The sequence below is a fragment of the Amycolatopsis circi genome (assembly GCF_003385235.1).
Lineage (GTDB): Bacteria > Actinomycetota > Actinomycetes > Mycobacteriales > Pseudonocardiaceae > Amycolatopsis > Amycolatopsis circi.
Window position 1 is genome coordinate 1 of sequence record NZ_PQIA01000081.1, and the last position, 16,821, is coordinate 16,821.

16 protein-coding genes and 1 pseudogene are annotated in these 16,821 nt (G+C 70.2%); 11 read left to right on the forward strand and 6 right to left on the reverse strand.

What is annotated here, in order from left to right:
• The first annotated feature begins 451 nt into the window (after window positions 1-451).
• Entirely contained in the window at window positions 452-1,309 is an 858-nt protein-coding gene (locus D0D37_RS29025; RefSeq protein WP_116203774.1) for an NAD(P)-dependent oxidoreductase, read from the forward strand.
• On the opposite strand, the gene D0D37_RS29030 is transcribed toward D0D37_RS29025, so the two are convergent.
• Window positions 1,293-2,198: a hypothetical protein gene (locus D0D37_RS29030; RefSeq protein ID WP_116203775.1), complete on the reverse strand. Its 906-nt coding sequence runs from the start codon at window positions 2,196-2,198 to the stop codon at window positions 1,293-1,295. The two genes, D0D37_RS29025 and D0D37_RS29030, sit on opposite strands and share 17 nt — an antisense overlap.
• A 155-nt stretch (window positions 2,199-2,353) precedes the next feature.
• On the opposite strand from D0D37_RS29030, the gene D0D37_RS29035 reads away from it, so the two are divergent.
• The 8 genes and pseudogenes from D0D37_RS29035 (at window position 2,354) to D0D37_RS29075 (ending at window position 11,105) form a co-directional block, all read left to right on the forward strand.
• Window positions 2,354-2,749 carry a DUF948 domain-containing protein gene (locus tag D0D37_RS29035; RefSeq protein WP_101434608.1) on the forward strand — a complete coding sequence of 132 codons (396 nt, stop codon included), beginning with the start codon at window positions 2,354-2,356 and terminating at the stop codon, window positions 2,747-2,749.
• Window positions 2,746-3,048 (forward strand): hypothetical protein, encoded by a 303-nt coding sequence (locus tag D0D37_RS29040; protein ID WP_037362888.1) that lies wholly within the window; start codon window positions 2,746-2,748, stop codon window positions 3,046-3,048. The genes D0D37_RS29035 and D0D37_RS29040 overlap by 4 nt, the downstream gene beginning before the upstream one ends.
• A 79-nt stretch (window positions 3,049-3,127) precedes the next feature.
• Window positions 3,128-5,791, forward strand: coding sequence for an alanine--tRNA ligase (gene alaS, locus D0D37_RS29045; protein WP_116203776.1), 2,664 nt, complete (start codon window positions 3,128-3,130; stop codon window positions 5,789-5,791).
• Window positions 5,781-6,281 (forward strand): Holliday junction resolvase RuvX, encoded by a 501-nt coding sequence (ruvX, locus tag D0D37_RS29050; RefSeq protein WP_116203777.1) that lies wholly within the window; start codon window positions 5,781-5,783, stop codon window positions 6,279-6,281. The genes alaS and ruvX overlap by 11 nt, the downstream gene beginning before the upstream one ends.
• Window positions 6,278-8,680 carry an endolytic transglycosylase MltG gene (gene mltG, locus D0D37_RS47155; RefSeq protein ID WP_244223714.1) on the forward strand — a complete coding sequence of 801 codons (2,403 nt, stop codon included), beginning with the start codon at window positions 6,278-6,280 and terminating at the stop codon, window positions 8,678-8,680. The genes ruvX and mltG overlap by 4 nt, the downstream gene beginning before the upstream one ends.
• Window positions 8,664-9,530: a shikimate dehydrogenase gene (locus tag D0D37_RS29065; RefSeq protein WP_116203779.1), complete on the forward strand. Its 867-nt coding sequence runs from the start codon at window positions 8,664-8,666 to the stop codon at window positions 9,528-9,530. Before mltG ends, D0D37_RS29065 begins: the two co-directional genes overlap by 17 nt.
• A gap of 41 nt (window positions 9,531-9,571) precedes the next feature.
• Window positions 9,572-10,135: pseudogene (locus D0D37_RS29070) on the forward strand (GrpB family protein); the annotation flags it as partial.
• A gap of 25 nt (window positions 10,136-10,160) precedes the next feature.
• Complete coding sequence (locus tag D0D37_RS29075; protein WP_116203781.1) at window positions 10,161-11,105, forward strand: D-2-hydroxyacid dehydrogenase family protein; 945 nt, start codon at window positions 10,161-10,163, stop codon at window positions 11,103-11,105.
• Here the strand turns inward: D0D37_RS29075 and D0D37_RS29080 are convergent.
• The 5 genes from D0D37_RS29080 to D0D37_RS29100 all read right to left on the reverse strand — a co-directional run bounded on the left by D0D37_RS29080 (window position 11,102) and on the right by D0D37_RS29100 (window position 15,865).
• Entirely contained in the window at window positions 11,102-12,352 is a 1,251-nt protein-coding gene (locus D0D37_RS29080; RefSeq protein ID WP_244223715.1) for an alpha/beta hydrolase, read from the reverse strand. The two genes, D0D37_RS29075 and D0D37_RS29080, sit on opposite strands and share 4 nt — an antisense overlap.
• Before the next feature lie 242 nt (window positions 12,353-12,594).
• On the reverse strand, window positions 12,595-13,410 hold the full coding sequence (locus D0D37_RS29085) for a serine hydrolase domain-containing protein (RefSeq protein WP_116203783.1): 816 nt from the start codon (window positions 13,408-13,410) through the stop codon (window positions 12,595-12,597).
• Between the two features lie 124 nt (window positions 13,411-13,534).
• On the reverse strand, window positions 13,535-13,804 hold the full coding sequence (locus tag D0D37_RS29090; RefSeq protein WP_116203784.1) for an HPr family phosphocarrier protein: 270 nt from the start codon (window positions 13,802-13,804) through the stop codon (window positions 13,535-13,537).
• Window positions 13,805-13,832: 28 nt separating this feature from the next.
• Window positions 13,833-15,071, reverse strand: a complete 1,239-nt coding sequence (locus tag D0D37_RS29095; RefSeq protein WP_116203785.1) for a PTS transporter subunit EIIC — start codon at window positions 15,069-15,071, stop codon at window positions 13,833-13,835.
• Entirely contained in the window at window positions 15,068-15,865 is a 798-nt protein-coding gene (locus D0D37_RS29100) for a GntR family transcriptional regulator (protein WP_116203786.1), read from the reverse strand. Before D0D37_RS29100 ends, D0D37_RS29095 begins: the two co-directional genes overlap by 4 nt.
• A 244-nt stretch (window positions 15,866-16,109) precedes the next feature.
• Between D0D37_RS29100 and D0D37_RS29105 the strand changes: the two genes are divergently transcribed.
• Together D0D37_RS29105 and D0D37_RS29110 are read left to right on the forward strand one after the other, a co-directional pair.
• Window positions 16,110-16,346, forward strand: coding sequence for a PTS sugar transporter subunit IIB (locus D0D37_RS29105; protein ID WP_116203787.1), 237 nt, complete (start codon window positions 16,110-16,112; stop codon window positions 16,344-16,346).
• Window positions 16,343-16,798 carry a PTS sugar transporter subunit IIA gene (locus D0D37_RS29110; RefSeq protein ID WP_116203788.1) on the forward strand — a complete coding sequence of 152 codons (456 nt, stop codon included), beginning with the start codon at window positions 16,343-16,345 and terminating at the stop codon, window positions 16,796-16,798. The genes D0D37_RS29105 and D0D37_RS29110 overlap by 4 nt, the downstream gene beginning before the upstream one ends.
• The last annotated feature ends 23 nt before the right edge of the window (window positions 16,799-16,821 follow it).

Sequence of the window (16,821 nt, forward strand, 5' to 3'; positions counted from 1 at the left end):
TGCGTGGGGGCACCCCGCAGCTGATTGTGTTGACGGTCTGGTGTTGCATGTCAAGGCGGGAAAGATGCCTTGACAAGCACCCCCAGACCGCATTTTTGGCTTCGTATCGGGGTGCGGGGGTGGTGTGGGTGCTTGGTGAGTGGGTGCATCGGTGCGGTTGGGCGGTGGGTGCGCGGCTGAGCGGTTTGGGGCGTAGAGGGGCGCTCACGTTGGTGGTCCGTGAAGGGCTCCTTGAGGGAATTAGATTCCCTCAAGGAGCCCTTCACGGACGTTCGAGGGTCGTGAGGGGAACCCTGGGGGAATCAGAGTCCGTGAAGGTTCCCCTCACGGACGGCGGAGGTGGCTGCGGTGAGGGCGGATGGTCCGGTTCGCGGAGTTGGTCACTGAATGATGGCGAACCTGGGGCAGCGCTGATCCTGCCGATCCGCGCACCTGGCGGCACGATGGCCGGATGACCACTGTCGCATTCCTCGGCACCGGAATCATGGGCCGTCCGATGGCCGCCAATCTTGCTCGCGCTGGGGTGACCGTGCGGGCCTGGAATCGCACTCGCGCCAAGGCTGAGCCGCTTGCCGCCGAGGGCGTCACCGTTGTCGGGTCGCCCGATGAAGCCGTGAAAGGTGCTGACTATCTGGTCACCATGCTCGCGGACGGGCCTGCGGTCGCGGAGGTGTTTCGCGGGCTTTCCCTCGAACCGGGGACGATTTGGCTGCAGACCAGCACCGTCGGGGTCGAGTGGGCTGATCGGCTTGCGGAGGCGTCCGTCGCGGCGGGGGTTCCGTTCGTGGATTGTCCGGTGATGGGGACGAAGGGGCCTGCCGAACAGGGACAGCTCCAAGTGCTCGCGGCCGGGCCGGACAACGTGCACGACGGTGCTGCGGTGGTGTTCGACGCGATTGGTTCCAAGACTCGCTGGCTTGGCACCGAGCCTGGCACGGCAACGCGGCTCAAGCTGGTGATGAACGCTTGGATTCTCGCGCTCACCAATGGCACCGGCGAGAGTCTCGCCCTCGCGGGTGTGCTCGGAGTCGACCCGCAGTTGTTCTTCGACGTCATGAGCGGCACTGGGTTCGACGTGCCTTACGCGCGAGCCAAGGGGCCGATGATGCTGTCCGGCGAGTATCCGGCCAGCTTCCCGGCGTCGCTCGCGGCGAAGGACGCGCGGCTCGTCGTGGAGGCTGCGGGGCACGCGATCGACGTCGGCGGGGCGGCGGCTGCGTTGGCGCATCTCGAGTCCGCGGTCGAAGCGGGGCATGGCGAGGACGACATGGCTGCGGTGTACGAGGGGATCGTCAAGAAGGGGCGTTGAGAAGCGAAGCGACGCGGTCCACGCCGATGCCGGAGACGAGCAGGCGTTCCTTCGCGTTTCCGAGCAGCCGTGCGGTCCATGGGGTGAAGCCGCCATCGCCGACGGCTGCCGGTCCAGCGCCGAAGTCTGCGGTGACGGTGAAGCAAAGGCCGGAGTAGTAATCGCGGCCGACGGCGCGGTCCGGGGTGGCGGAGACCTCGACACCCGGCAGAGCGGCTTGCACTGAAGCGGCGAGATCGGCGAAGCGGCTGTCCAATGTGGTCACTTGGAAGCCTGCGGCACGGGCGCCGGCGGTGCGTACTGCGGTGGTGAGGAATCGAGCGTGCTCAATCAGGTGTTCGCGTTCGAAGGCCAGGCTGCCGCGGTCGCGACCGGCAGTGACGGCGGCGAAGAGGGAGAAGTGCGCGAACAGTCCGGGGCCCGGAGGCTGGGCTCGGACGATGCGTTGCACGGTGGCGAGCCGGACCGGCGAGGAACCGGTGCGGCGAACGGCGGCTTCCAGCGCCAGCCCGTTCGTCGGGTCCGCGGCGACTTCCGTGCCGCGGCCGGTGGGCACGACGCGGTGCTGGGCGAGTCCGGCCACTGTGGAGTGAGTGCCCAGCGGGACCACCGGGGAGAGCGTGACCCGTTCGAATTCCGGCGGGGCAGCGGAAAGCAGGGCGTCTTCGACCGGGCGAAGCACCTCGAAAGCGAGTGGCGCGGGCGTGGTGAAGCGGTCCGCGCGGTAGCGGCGCAGGACGTCTGGTCCGCGCAGCTTCGCGGCACGGCGGCGGGCTACTTCCAGTTGCAGCGTCGTCAGGTCCGCGCCGGGCAGGTCGGCGAGGACGTCGGCGGCGGGGCCGCCCGGTCCGGCGAGCACGCGGGGGAGCGGGCCGTTCGAGGAGTCCATCGGCCGAGGAGACCAGGCCGGACGCGTCTCCGCGAACTGTTTTCCGTCGCGGCGACTCCGCTGGGTGACCGCAGCGGCGGGGGGTCCCGGCCGGGAAGCGCCGCAGGCGGTAACCTCACTTCCACCTAAGACCCCGCACCACCCGAGGAGGGCCCGTGTCGGCAGGGCAGATCGCCGCGCTGATCGCCGCAGGAGCTTTCGTACTGCTGGTCTTGCTGCTGGCGATCCCGCTGCTCAAGCTCGGCCGCACGCTGGACGAGGCGACCATCGCGATCCGCAAGGCGCACGAGAACAGCGACCCGATCCTGATCGGGGCCAACGAGACGATCACGCACGTCAACACGCAGCTCGAGCGCGTCGACGGGATCACCTCGAACGCGCAGGCGGTGAGCGGCAACGTGTCCGCGCTCTCGTCGGTGTTCACCGCGACGCTCGGCGGCCCGCTGGTGAAGACCGCCGCGCTGTCGTACGGGATCAGCAAGGCCATCCGCGCGCGCCGCAAGAAGCAGGAAGCGAAGGCGCAGCGCCCGGCCCGCCGGGGGAAGAAGTGAAGCGGCTGTTCTGGCTCGGGGTCGGGGTCGTCGCGGGAGTCGCGCTGAGCCGCAAGGCGAGCGAAACCGCTCGTCAGGCCACGCCGGCCGGGCTAGCATCGAACTTGGGCGACGCCGTGCGGGAACTCGCGGGCGCCGTCGGTTCGTTCGGCGCCGAGGTGCGCGCCGGGATGAACGAACGGGAACAGGAGCTGCACGACATGGTCGAGGAGCGGACCGCCGCCGTCGCGCCGCCTTCGGGCGCGGGCAGGCACGCCGCACGTCGCCCCGCCCGGCGAGCTCGCCGGGCGGAGGGCTGATCTCCGCGCGCCTTCCGCCGCCTCCGACCCCCGTTTCCTTCCCCGGCCGAAGCCGGGTCTTCAGCACAAGGACGTACCCGTGGACACACACGAGATCACCGACCGTTTCCTGCGCCATTTCGAAAGCCGGGGCCACACGCGCGTGCCGAGCGCCCCGCTGATCCTCGACGACCCGAACCTGCTGTTCGTCAACGCGGGCATGGTCCAGTTCAAGCCGTACTTCCTCGGCGAGGCCCCGCCGCCGTACCCGCGCGCGACCTCGGTGCAGAAGTGCGTGCGCACGCCGGACATCGACGAGGTCGGCAAGACGACCCGGCACAACACGTTCTTCCAGATGGCGGGCAACTTCTCGTTCGGCGACTACTTCAAGGAAGGCGCGATCGAGAACGCCTGGGAGCTGATCACCAAGTCCCAGGACGACGGCGGCTTCGGCCTGGACCCGGACCGGATCTGGGCGACCGTCTACGAGAAGGACAGCGAGGCGGCCGGCCTGTGGCGCAAGCTCACCGGCCTGCCCAGCGAGCGGATCCAGGTCCGCGACGGCAAGGACAACTACTGGGACATGGGCGTGCCCGGTCCCGGCGGCCCGTGCTCGGAGATCTACTACGACCGCGGCCCGGACTACGGCCGCGAGGGCGGCCCGGTCGCCGACGAGGACCGCTACATCGAGATCTGGAACCTTGTCTTCATGCAGGACGTCCGCGGCGAGCAGAGCCCGAAGCTGGGCCACCCGCCGATCGGCGAGCTGCCGAAGAAGAACATCGACACCGGCATGGGCGTCGAGCGCGTCGCGACGATCCTGCAGGGCGTCGAGAACGTGTACGAGACCGACCTGGTGCGCCCGGTGATCGGCCGCGCCGAGGAGTTCTCCGGCCGCCGCTACGGCGCCAACCACGCCGACGACGTGCGCTTCCGCGTCATCGCCGACCACGCGCGCACCGGCGTGCTGCTGATCGGCGACGGCGTCACCCCGGGCAACGACGGCCGCGGCTACGTGCTGCGCCGGCTGCTGCGCCGCATCGTCCGTTCCACGCGCCTGCTGGGCGTGCAGGAGCCGGTGCTGCAGGAGTTCGCGAAGGTCGTCAGCAAGACCATGGGACCGACCTACCCCGAGCTGGTCAGCGGCTTCGACCGGATCTCCGAGGTCGTGCGCGTCGAGGAGGAGGCGTTCCTCGCCACCCTCACCAGCGGTTCGCGCATCTTCGACCTGGCCGCGGCCGAGACGAAGAAGGGCGGCGGCGACGTCCTCGCCGGCGACAAGGCGTTCCAGCTGCACGACACCTACGGCTTCCCGATCGACCTGACCCTCGAGATGGCGTCCGAGCAGGGCCTGTCCGTCGACGAGGACGGCTTCCGCACGCTCATGGAGGAGCAGCGCAAGCGCGCGAAGGCCGACGCGGCGTCGCGCAAGAGCGGCCACGGCGACCTGTCCGAATACCGCAAGGTGCTTGAGCAGCACGGCGAAACCCAGTTCCTCGGCTACACCGAGCTGCAGGCGGACGCGAAGGTCGTCGGCCTGCTCGAGGACGGCCTTCCGGTGCGCAGCGTCGCCGCGGGCCGCAAGGCCGAGCTGGTGCTCGACCGCACTCCGTTCTACGCCGAGAGCGGCGGACAGATCGCCGACACCGGCGTCCTGGTCGGCGACGGCGTCGAGCTGAAGGTCCTCGACGTGCAGAAGATCGTGCCGGGCCTGTTCGTGCACCGCGTCGAGGTCACCGAGGGCGAGGTCGCGCTCGACACCCGGCTCACCGGATCGGTCGACGCGAACCGGCGGCTCTCGATCGAGCGCTCGCACTCGGCGACGCACCTCGTGCACGCGGCGGTCCGCGGCGCGTACGGCAAGCGCGCGGCGCAGGCCGGTTCGCTCAACGCGCCGGGCCGGATGCGGTTCGACTTCACCACTCCGGGCGCGGTGTCGGCCGACATCCTCACCGAGGTCGAGCAGGAAGTGAACGACTACCTGCAGACCGACGTCGAGGTGCAGAGCTACACCACGACCAAGGACAAGGCGCTCGAGCTGGGCGCGGTCGCGCTGTTCGGCGAGAAGTACGGCAACGACGTCCGCGTCGTCGACATGGGCGAGTACTCGCGCGAGCTGTGCGGCGGCACGCACGTCGGCCGGATCGGCCAGCTCGGCCTGGTCAAGCTGGTGTCGGACGCGTCGGTCGGCTCCGGCGTGCACCGCGTCGAGGCGCTGGTCGGCCCGGACGCGCTCAAGCACGTCCGCAAGGAGCAGCTGCTCGTGTCGCAGCTGGCGAACACGTTCAAGGTGCCGTCCGACGAACTGCCCGGCCGGATCGAGGACGTGCTGTCCCGGCTGAAGAACGCGGAGAAGGAGATCGAGCAGCTGCGCACGCAGCAGGTGCTCGGCTCGGCGGGCGCGCTGGCGGACAAGGCGCAGGACGTCTCCGGCGTCTCGGTGGTCGCCGAGGTCGTGCCCGACGTCGACGGCAACGGCCTGCGCGCGCTCGCCTCCGACATCCGCGGCCGTCTCGGCGACCGCGCCGGTGTGGTCGCGCTGTTCGCGCCCGCGGGGGAGAAGGTGGCCTTCGTGGTCGCCACGACCTCGGCGGCGCGCGACAAGGGAATCGCGGCCGGCAAGCTCGTGCCGTCGTTCGCCGAGGCGATCGGCGGACGCGGCGGCGGCAAGCCGGACATGGCCCAAGGCGGCGGCAGCAACCCGGCTGGCGCGGAGCAGGCCGTGACGGCCCTGCGCGCGGCGGTCGCGAACCTTGGCCGCTAACTCCAGGAGGGGCCCGGATCGGCCCGGCGAGTCCGATCCGGGACGGGGCAGGCGGCTCGCGGTCGATGTCGGGTCTGTCCGGGTGGGGGTCGCGCTGAGCGATCCCGCCCCCGTGCTCGCGAGCCCGCTCGTTACCCTCTCCCGTGATGCGAAGGACGACAGCGATCTGGACCGGCTTGCCGACCTCGTCACCGAACACGAGGTGGTCGAGGTGATCGTGGGCTTGCCGAGGACGTTGGCGAACCGGCAGGGCGCGGCCGCGGACATCGCGCTCGCGTATGCGGAGAAGCTCGCCGGGCGCGTGGGGGACGTGCCCGTGCGGCTGGCAGACGAGCGGTTGACGACGGTCACCGCGTCGCGAATGCTGTCCCAGCGGGGGGTCAAGGGACGCAAGCAGCGCGCCGTGGTGGACCAGGCAGCGGCAGTCGAGATCCTGCAAGCCTGGCTCGACGCCGCCGCCGCGCACCGCGCCCGGAAAGGCGACTCATGACCGACCCCCGCGGCCCCGGCGACCCGGGCGGCCGCCGTCGGCTGCGCAACCCCGACACCCCGGAAGTCCCGGACCCCGCAGCGGGTTCCGGCGCTCCGGGCGGGCGGCGCAGGCGACGCGAGCCTGACAACGAACCTCCTCCGCGCCGTGCGGCGCCGGAGGACATGCCGCCGTCCGGCGCACGACGACGTCCGCGTGGCGAAGACGTGCCGCAACGTCCGCCCGCGGCGGAAGGACGCCGTCGCGCGCCCGAGGGAGCGCCTCGCCCGGCTGGCGAAGCGCCCCGTCGCGCCGCACCGGACGCGATGCCTCCTGCCGAGCCGACGCGCCGCCCGGCCGCCGACGCGCCGCCGGCCCGGCGTCGTCGTCCGGCCCCGCCGCAGGACCGGCCGAAGCGGTCGACGGAGAACTGGGACCTGCCGCCGCACGCGGCCGACGACCTTCCGCGCGCCCGTCCGCGCCGCATAGCTCCCGGCGATGTACCAGTGGACGGGAACGAAGTTCCGCTCGCGGACGTCGAGCCGCCGGCCGGCCGCCGCCGTCGCCGTCTCGAAGACGTTCCGCCGCCGGTCGACGCCGAACCTCCGGCAGGCCGTCGCCGGCTTGAGGACGCACCGCCGCCGAGCGAGCCGCCTGCTGGGCGTCGCCGTCGGCGCGAGGACATTCCTCCGCCCGTTGCCGTAGAGCCGCCGTCCGGCCGCCGTCGCCGGGAGGACGACGTCGACGTACCGGCGGAAGCTGCCGCGCCTGGCCGTCGCCGGGCACCGGAAATGCCGCCGCCGGTTCGACGCGCGCCCGCTCCGCCGCCGGACGGATCCATGCCGCCGGATCCCCGGTTCGCTGATGCCTCGATGCCGCGCGATCCTCGGTTCGCGGACGCGTCGATACCGCCGGACCCGCGCTTTGCCGACACTTCGATGCCGCGCGATCCCAGGTTCGCCGAGGCGTCGATGCCGCCGGACCCCCGGTTCGCCGACGCTTCCATGCCGCGCGACCCGCGTTTCGCTGACGCGTCGATGCCGCGTGATCCGCGCAACCAGCCGCCGCGCCGGCAGCCGGTCGAGCAGCCCACCGAAGTGATTCCGGCCGTGCCCGCCGCGCACGAGCCGGAGCACCCGGACGACCAGCAGCCGATCGACGACCTCTTCGAGGACGAGTACGACGAATACGGCGAGTACGAGGACTACGACGACGAGTACGACGGCTACGACGAGGACGGCTACCCCGAGGACGCGGCCGAGCCGCCGGTCGAGGAACCGCCCGCGAAGAAGCCCCGCAAGAAGCGCAAGCGCGCGATCGGCTGGATCGCCGCGCTGCTCGTGCTCGTCCTGCTCAGCGGCGGCGCCTATTTCGGGTACCAGAAGATCTTCGGCTACGCGGACTTCGACGGTTCCGGCGAAGGCGACGCGCTCGTGCAGGTCGAACAGGGCGACACGACGTCCGCGATCGGCGCGAAGCTGACCGACGCGGGCGTGGTCGCGAGTTCCCGGGCGTTCGTGAAGGCGGGCGCGGAGAACACCGCGCTCAGCAAGATCCAGCAGGGCTATTACCTGCTGCGCCAGCACATGTCGGGCGACGAGGCGGTCAACCTCATCACCTCGCCGACCGCGCGCGTGGGGCGGCTGGAAATCCGGCCGTACACGCAGTTCGACGACATCACCCAGCCCGACGGCAAGGTCACGCCCGGCGTGTACAGCCTGATGTCGAAGGCCTCGTGCGCGACCTTGGGCGGCAAGAGCACCTGCATTCCGGTCGATCAGCTGCGCAAGACCGTCGCCGACGCCGACCTCAAGGCGCTCGGCGCGCCGGAGTGGGCGCTGGCCGACGCGGGCAAGGCGCTGAGCAAGGACAAACGCCTGGAAGGCCTGATCGCTCCCGGCGTCTACGACGTGAAACCCGGCTGGAGCGCGACCGAACTGATCACCGACCTGGTGAAGCAGTCGGCCGATTCGATCCAGGCGGCCGGGCTCACCGCGCAGAACACCGGGCCGGGAATGTCGCCGTACCAGACGCTGATCATCGCGTCGCTCATCGAGCGCGAGGCGATCAAACCGGACTTCGGCAAGATCTCGCGGGTGATCTACAACCGGGTCGCGCAGCGCATCCGGCTGCAGCTGGACTCCACGGTCAACTACGTGCTGGACCGCCCGACGCTGCTCACCAAACCCGAGGACCGGGCGAAGGCAGGACCGTACAACACCTACGCCAACTACGGTCTCCCGCCGACGCCGATCGCGGTGCCCAGCATGGACGCGATCAAGGCCGCGGTCAGCCCGACTCCCGGCGACTGGGCGTACTTCGTGAAATGCGAGAAGGACGGGCATTCCTGCTTCGCGGTCACGAACGACCAGCACAATGACAACAGGCGCCTGGCGGAGCAGCGTGGCGTCATCAAATGACCGGCCGCGCCGCGCGGCGGTGCTGGGCAAGCCGGTGGCGCATTCGCTGTCGCCGGTGCTGCACCGCGCGGCGTTCGCGGCGCTGGGCCTGGACGGCTGGACCTACGACCGGGTCGAGACGGACGCCGCCGAACTGCCCGGTTTCGTCGACGGTCTCGGCCCGGAATGGGTCGGCCTTTCGGTCACCATGCCGGGCAAACGGGCCGCGCTCGACCACGCTGACGAGGTCACCTCGCGCGCGGCGGCGGTCGGCGCGGCGAACACGCTCGTGCGTCGTCCGGCCGGCTGGCTCGCCGACTGCACGGACGTCGACGGCGTGACCGGAGCCCTGCGGTACGCCGGTGGGTACTCGCCTTCCGCGAGCGACCAGGCGGTGGTGCTGGGAGCGGGCGGGACGGCTGCGGCCGCGGTGGTCGGATTGGCTGCGCTGGGCGTCCCGACGGTGCGCTTGGTGGTGCGGGAACCGGCGCGGGCTGCGGAAACCGTGGACGCGGCCAAGCGCGCGGGTCTGGACGTGGACGTGCTGCGATGGTCCGAAGTGGACTTCGCGGAACTGGCGGACGCTACGGCGGTGCTGGTCAACACGGTGCCGCCGGACGCGGTCGTGCCGCACGTCGCGGAGCTGTCCCGGGTCGGCAGCGTGCTCGACGTGATCTACCACCCGTGGCCGACTCCGCTGGCCGAAGCGGTCGAGCGGCGCGGCGGACGGCTCGCGACCGGGCTCGACATGCTGCTGCACCAGGCGTTCGGACAAGCGGAGCATTTCACCGGGCAACCGGCGCCGCGCGAGGAAATGCGGGCGGCGCTGCGCGAGGCGAGCGGAAACATTCTGCCGCTGCCGATTTCCTGATATCCTGGTCGGCTGCTTTTCAGTCGACAGGGGGAATCACTGTGTCCAGTCAACAGAACGACGAGGCGTCGATCCAAGCGGCGTTCGTCGGCACGGCGCCGAAGCACGGCAAACCCATCACGCTCGCCGAGTACGACCCGGAGTGGCCGCGGCTCTACGAACGCGAGGCCGCGCGGATCCGCGACGTGCTCGGGGAACGCGTGCTGGTGCTCGAACACGTCGGGTCCACGTCGGTGCCCGGCCTCGCCGCTAAACCCGTCATCGACATCCTGCTCGAAGTGCCGGATTCGGACGACGAAGCGGCGTATGTGCCCGATCTCGAAGCTGCGGGCTACCGGCTGGTGATCCGCGAGCCGGACTGGGAGAAACACCGCCTGTTCAAAGGCCCGGACACGAACATCAACCTGCACGTCCATTCGCCGGGCAACGGCGAGACCGAGCGGTACCGGCTGTTCCGCGGCCGGCTGCGCAGCCACCCGGAGGAGCTGGCGCTGTACCTGGCGAAGAAACGCGAACTAGCGTCGCGGACCTGGGAATACGTCCAGTACTACGCCGACGCGAAGAGCGAGGTGATCAACGCGATCATCGAGCGGGCTCGGAACGCCTGACCCGCGGGTTACGGTGGGCGGCATGAAGATCGCGATCCTCGACGACTACCAGAACGCGGCTCTCCAGTGTGCGGACTGGGCGCCGCTCGGGGCGGAGATCGAGGTGTTCCGCGAGCCGTTCGCCGGGCCGGACGAGGTGGTGACGCGGCTGGCCGGGTTCGACGTCGTGGTCGCGATGCGCGAGCGCACGCCGTTCCCGGCCGCGGTGTTCGACCGGCTGCCCGTGCTGAAACTGCTGGTCAGCACCGGTCGGCGGAACGCGGCGATCGACCTGGACGCGGCGAAGCGGTGCGGCGTGGTCGTTTCCGCGACCGGTGCGCTCGCCGCGCCGACGGTCGAACACGCGTGGGCGCTGATTCTGGCCGGTGCGCGCAATCTGCCCTTGGAGTTCCGTTCGATGCGCGAGGGCGGCTGGCAGGTCGGCCTCGGGATGGCGTTGCGGGACAAGACGCTCGGCCTGCTCGGTCTCGGCAGGCTGGGTGCCGAGGTCGCGCGGATCGGCCAGGCGTTCGGGATGAAACCCATTGCGTGGAGCCAGAACCTCACTCCGGAGCGAGCGGCCGAACACGGCGTCACGGCAGTGTCCAAAGAGGACTTGTTCGCACAAGCGGATGTGTTGTCGGTCCACTTGGTCCTGTCCGAGCGCACTCGCGGTCTGGTCGGTGCGGCCGAATTCGCTGCGATGAAGTCTTCAGCGTTGCTGGTGAACACCTCGCGCGGGCCGATCGTGGACGAGTCCGCGTTGCTGGATGCGTTGCGCGGCAAGGAGATCGCCGCGGCCGCGCTGGATGTCTACGACGTCGAGCCGCTGCCCGCGGACCATCCGCTGCGGACGCTCGACAACGCGATCCTGACTCCGCACATCGGTTACGTGAGCCGGGAAACGTACGAGGTCTTCTACGGCGGCGCGGTGGAGGACATCGCGGCGTTCCAAGCGGGCGAGCCGATCAACGTCCTGAACGGCTAGGGGAACGGCCGGACCTCCGGCGGGTAGACGGTCCCGTCCGGAGGCACGGTCAGATCCACGAAATACCGTGCCATTGCCGCGGAGGCGGCCGTACTGGGCACGTCGAGCGTCGTATGCCCGGCACCGTCCACCACGACGACGTGGCCGTCGCCGAGTTCCCGTGCGGTGGCCTGGGCGTTGGCGAGCGGGGTGACCGGATCGTTCCGGTTGGCCAGGATCAGGATCGGATGCTGCCTCGGCCGGTTCCACGGCCCGAGGTAGCGGTCGTCGTCCCGGGCGGGCCAGCCGACGCACTGCGCCATCGAAAACACCGGTGCCACGCCGAAATACGGCTGCCGTTTCGCTTCAGCCGCAGCGAGTTCGGCGTACGAGGCAGTGTCCTGCGGCAGTTCGCTGTCCAGGCATTGCACGGCGAGGAAGCCGGGCGAATGCGTCGGCACGCGCGGGTCGAGCACCGGCGCGGGGGAGACCGGCGACGACGGCACGAGCGCGGCCAGCGTCTTCGCCAGCCGAGGCCACCGGGACGATTGATACAGCGCACGATCGATCGTTTCCATCAACGACGACACCGTCATCCCGCCGACCGGACCATGCGTCAGCCGCGCGTAGACCGCCGCGAATTTCTGTTTCAGGTCACCGCCGGCGAACGCGCATTTGCCCGGTCCGGCGGCGTCGCAGGCGGCGAAGAACGCTTCGAGTTCTTGCTGCTGGGCCGTCGCGACGTCAGCGCGCACGTCGACCGGTTTGTGCTGCTGACCTGGCTGTCCGGTGGCGTTCGCGACGAGGTCGAGCGTCCCGTCGAGGACCATCGCGCGCAGCTTGCCGGGGAACAGATTCGCGTAGGTGCCGCCGAGATAGGTGCCGTAGGAATAGCCGTAGTAGTTCAGCTGCTGCTCGCCGAGGGACTGGCGGAGCAAGTCCATGTCACGCGCGACATTCGCGGTGGAGAGGTGAGACAGCTCAGCACCGGTGCCAGCCGCGCACGCTTTGCCGACGGCCGCGCTCGCCGCCCAGAACGCCGCGCTGTCCCGCAGCGGCGAACCGGCCGCGGGGGGAGTTCCCGGGCACTGCGCCGGGGCGCTGCCGCCGATTCCGCGCGGATCGAAGCTCACCAGGTCGAACTTGGCCCGCAATTCCTCCGGATACCGCGGACCGAACCGCATCAGCTCGCCGACGCCGTCGGCGCCCGGACCGCCGAAGTTGATCACCAACGAGCCGACGCGATGCGCGGGATCGGTGGCAGGCATGCGGATCACCGAGAGATTCAGCTTCGCGCCGCCAGGTTCGCGATAGCTCAACGGAACCGGCGCGGTCGCGCACTGGAAACCGCCGTGGCACGGTGCCCAGTCGAGCTTAGGTGCCGCAGCACCGTTGGTGCCCAACGGAAGCGGAGCGTCCGGCGCGGGTAATGCTTGTGGCGCTTGGGTTTGTGCTGCGGGTGCGGAACAACTCGCGGCAAGCAGCAGGGCGGCTAGCGCCAACCAGCGTCTCACGCGGAGAGTTCCGCCAGCACCGCGTCAGTGAACGGCGGCCACACTTGCGCGGCCCACGGCCCGAACGACCGGTCGGCGAGCCCGACGCAGGCGTGACCTGCTTCCGGGTCCACCCACAGGAAAGTCCCCGACTGCCCGAAGTGGCCGAACGTGCGCGGCGAGCTGTTCGCACCCGTCCAATGCGGGCTCTTGTGATCGCGGATTTCGAAGCCGAGCCCCCAGTCGTTCGGCTTCTGGTGCCCGAAGCCGGGCAGTACGCCGTTCAGGCCAGGGAACGCGATCGCGGTGGCTGCGTTGAGGGTTTCCGGCGCGAGCAGCTTGGGTGCCTGCAGTTCGGCGGCGAACCGCAGCAGGTCGTCCAATGTGGACACAGCACCCGCGGCGGGGGAACCCTCCAGGTGGGTCGACGTCATGCCCAGCGGTTCGAAAAGCCCTTCGCGCTGGTACTCGGCGAACGCGATGCCGGAGTGCTCGGCCAGCGCGTCCGCGAGTTCCTCGAACCCGGCGTTGGAGTACAGCCGGCGCGTGCCGGGTTCAGCCATCGCCTTGTGCGCGTCGAAGGCGAGCCCGGAGGTGTGCGCGAGCAGATGCGCGACGGTCGAGCCCTCCGGCCCGGCAGGCGTGTCCAGTTCGACGACGCCCTCCTCGATTGCGATGTGCGCGGTGTAGGCGGTGAGCAGCTTGGTGACCGACGCGAGCCGGAACAGACGGGCCGGGTCGCCGTGGTGTCCGCGAACCTCGCCGGAAGCGGAGACCACCCCGGCCGTTGCGTTGTCCACTGGCCATTCGTCGATCAGGCGCAGGCTCTCCATGTCCGCCAGCGTAATAGGACCCGTCCGACGGCTGCTACGGAGTGCCTTGACGCGACGAACCGTGCGGGGCTCCGGAAGTCCGGCGCCCCGCACGGTTCGTGGTTTTCCCCGTGGAGCGGTATCGCTACTGAGCGTCGAGGTCGGTGGCGACCAGCTCGGCGACGGCTTCGACCGCCGCCTCGGCACCGTCGCCCTCGGCGCTGATGACGACCTCGTCGCCGTACGCGGCGGCGAGGGTCATCAGGTTGAGGACGCTGCCGGCGGCCACCGGGTCGCCGCCGTTCTTGGCGATCCGCACCGCCACGGGCTGGGCCGCGGCCGCCTTGGCGACCAGTGCGGCCGGGCGGGCGTGCAGCCCCACCTTGCTGGCCACGGTGACGCGTTTCTCCGGCATGGTGTACCTCTCTTGCTGTTCTCGGGTGTTACTTCGCGGCCGTGCGCTCGAGATCGCTCTCGACCGAATCGTCCTCGCGGCCCGGCGTGCGCAGGTTGAACTTGGTGATCACGAAGCGGAACACCACGTAGTAGATCACGGCCAGGACCAGCCCGATCGGGATCAGCAGCCACGCCTTGTGCGCGGTGTCCAGCGACGAGTTCAGCGCGAAGTCGATCGCGCCGCCGGAGAACGAGAAGCCGAGCCGGATGCCCAGCGCGCTGCAGACCGCCAGCGAGATGCCGGTCATCACCGAGTGGAAGATGTACAGCGGCCACGCGACGAACATGAACGCGAACTCGATCGGCTCGGTGACGCCGGTGATGAAGGCGGTCAGCGCGGCCGAGATCATGATGGAAGCGACCAGCTTGCGCTGCGCGGGGCGCGCGGTGTGCACGATGGCGAACGCCGCGGCGGGCAGGGCGAACATCATGATCGGGAAGAACCCGGTCATGAACGCGCCCGAGCCGTCCACGTGGTGGAAGAAGTTGTTCAGGTCGCCGCCGCCGAAGATGAACCACACCGGGACGTTCAGCAGCTGGTGCAGGCCGACCGGGATGAGCAGGCGGTTCAGCAGGCCGTAGACGCCGCTGCCGACCACCGGCGAGCCCATGACCGCCTTGCCCGCCGAGGTGATGCCCTCGTCGACGTACTTGAACAGCAGACCGAAAACGACGCCGAGGACGATCATGGCGAGCGCGGTGATGATCGGCACGAACCGGCGGCCGCCGAAGAAGGCCAGCCAGGACGGCAGCTTGATCCGGTGGTAGCGCTGCCACAGCAGCGCCGCCACGATGCCGGACACGATGCCGGTCAGCACGCTGTAGGGCCAGTGGATCGGTGCGAGGTCCCAGCCGGGCTTGTAGCCCTGCTGGCCGCTGATCGGGGCGATCGCCTGGATCACCTTGTTGAACACGACCCAGCCGATGACGGCCGCGACGGCGGTCGAGCCGTCGCCCTTGCGGGCGAAGCCGACCGCGATGCCGATCGCGAAGATCAGCGGCAGCCAGTCGAAGATGCCGCCGCCCGCCGCGCCGATCACGTCGGCTGCCTTGCCCCAGTTGAGGCCGTCCTTGCCGAGGACGTCGGGCTGGCCGATCCGGTTCAGGATGCCTGCGGCGGGCAGGGTCGCGATCGGCAGCATGAGGCTGCGGCCGAAGCGCTGCAGCCCGGCAAGGCCGCCGCCCTTCTTCTTTCCGCTAGCCCCAGCCGCGGTGGTGGCGCTCATCGGATACCTCCATTGTGGGGTTTGTCGCCGGAACTCGGGGTGTTCCGGTCCAGCTGCATGGTCACCTGGTAGTGGTCGCCCCGGTACCAGGACGTCATGTCCTCCACCGGTTCGCCGCCGGAGCTGGAAACCCGGCGGAACACCAGGAGCGGACTGCCGGTGCGCATGCCGAGCAAGCGCGCCGTTTCGCGGTCCGCGGATTCGGCCCACACCGTCTGGTACGCCTGGTCCGGCCTACGCGAGAACGCGTCGGCCAGCTGGGCGTAGAGCGAACGGGTCAGGTCGAGGTCGAGCAGGCCGGGGGTCCGGCCCGCGTGGTACCAGCCGCGTTCCACGGCCAGCGGAACGCCGTCGGCGCGCCGCAGCCGCACGAGCCGGTGCGCGGCCACGCCCTCGGCCAGGCCGAGCGCGTGCGCCGAAGTCACCGGCGGGACCTCGGTCGAGGTCGAGATCACTTCGGTGGTCGGGGTGAGCCCGCGCCGGCGCATGTCGTCGGTGAACGACATCAGGTACACCTGCAGTTCCATCCGCCGGGCGGCGGTGAAGGTGCCCTTGCCCCTGACCCGGGCCAGCAGTCCTTCCTCGACGAGCTTCCCGATCGCCGAGCGGACGGTGAGCCTCGAGACGCCGTAGTGCTGCGCGAGCTCTCGCTCGGAAGGGATCGGCGCGCCGGGCGGGAGCTCGCGCTCCACCAGGCGGCGCAGGATCTCCCGCAGCTGGGCGTGCTTCGGGGTCGGCCCGTTGACCACGCGGTCGGCGGGGTCGGACGGCGGAATGTGCGCGGCCGCACTCATCTCGGTGTCCCCTCCCTCGCTTTTCGCGCACCGGGGCCGGTGCTCGCGTCCGCGCCGGAAGATTGGTACGTTCCGGTCTAGACCAATGATCTGATGGGGCAGAATGCTCCGCAGCGCGAGCAGGTGTCAACCACCGTTATCCGTTCGTGGCCGGGCTCGCTCGGCAACGCGGCAAACGGCGTAGTAATGGTGGCGGGCAGCACCTGTTCCAGGTGGAAAACCAACGGGATACGAGGAGGCCGCGATGGCGGATGACAGGCCGGAAAAGATTCTCGCGGCGCTCGGCGGCGCGGGCAACGTCGTCGAGATCGAGGGCTGCATCACGCGGCTGCGGTGCGAGCTCGAGGACGTGTCCGTCGTGGACGAAGCGGCGCTCAAGGCCGCCGGTGCGATGGGCGTCGTGAAGATGGGTTCGGCGGTCCAGGTCATCGTCGGCCCGGAGGCGGACACCATCGCCAGCGACATCGAGGACTTGATGTGAGCCTGCCGATCCTGAGCCCGGTCGCCGGCGAGGTCGTCGCGATCACCGAGGTGCCCGACCCGGTTTTCGCCGAGGCGATGGTGGGCCCCGGCATCGCGGTGAAGCCGTCCGGCGGCCGCGCCGACGCGGTCGCCCCGGTGGACGGGACCGTGGTGACGCTGCATCCGCACGCGTACGTCGTGGCCACTGAGGACGGCCGCGCGGTGCTCGTGCACCTCGGCATCGACACGGTCAAGGAAAAGGGCGGGGGGTTCACCCTGCACGTCGTCAAGGGCGAGAAGGTGCGGGCGGGGCAGCCGATCGTGGGCTGGGACCCCGAGGCGGTCGCGGCCAAGGGCTACTCGCCGATCGTCCCGGTCGTCGGGCTCGACGCGTCCGCCGACGTGCTCGCCGGCCTCGACGGCGGGCGCACGGTCGCCGCCGGCGACGAGTTGTTCACCTGGAACGATTGATCACCGATGCCCTTTGTGGACAG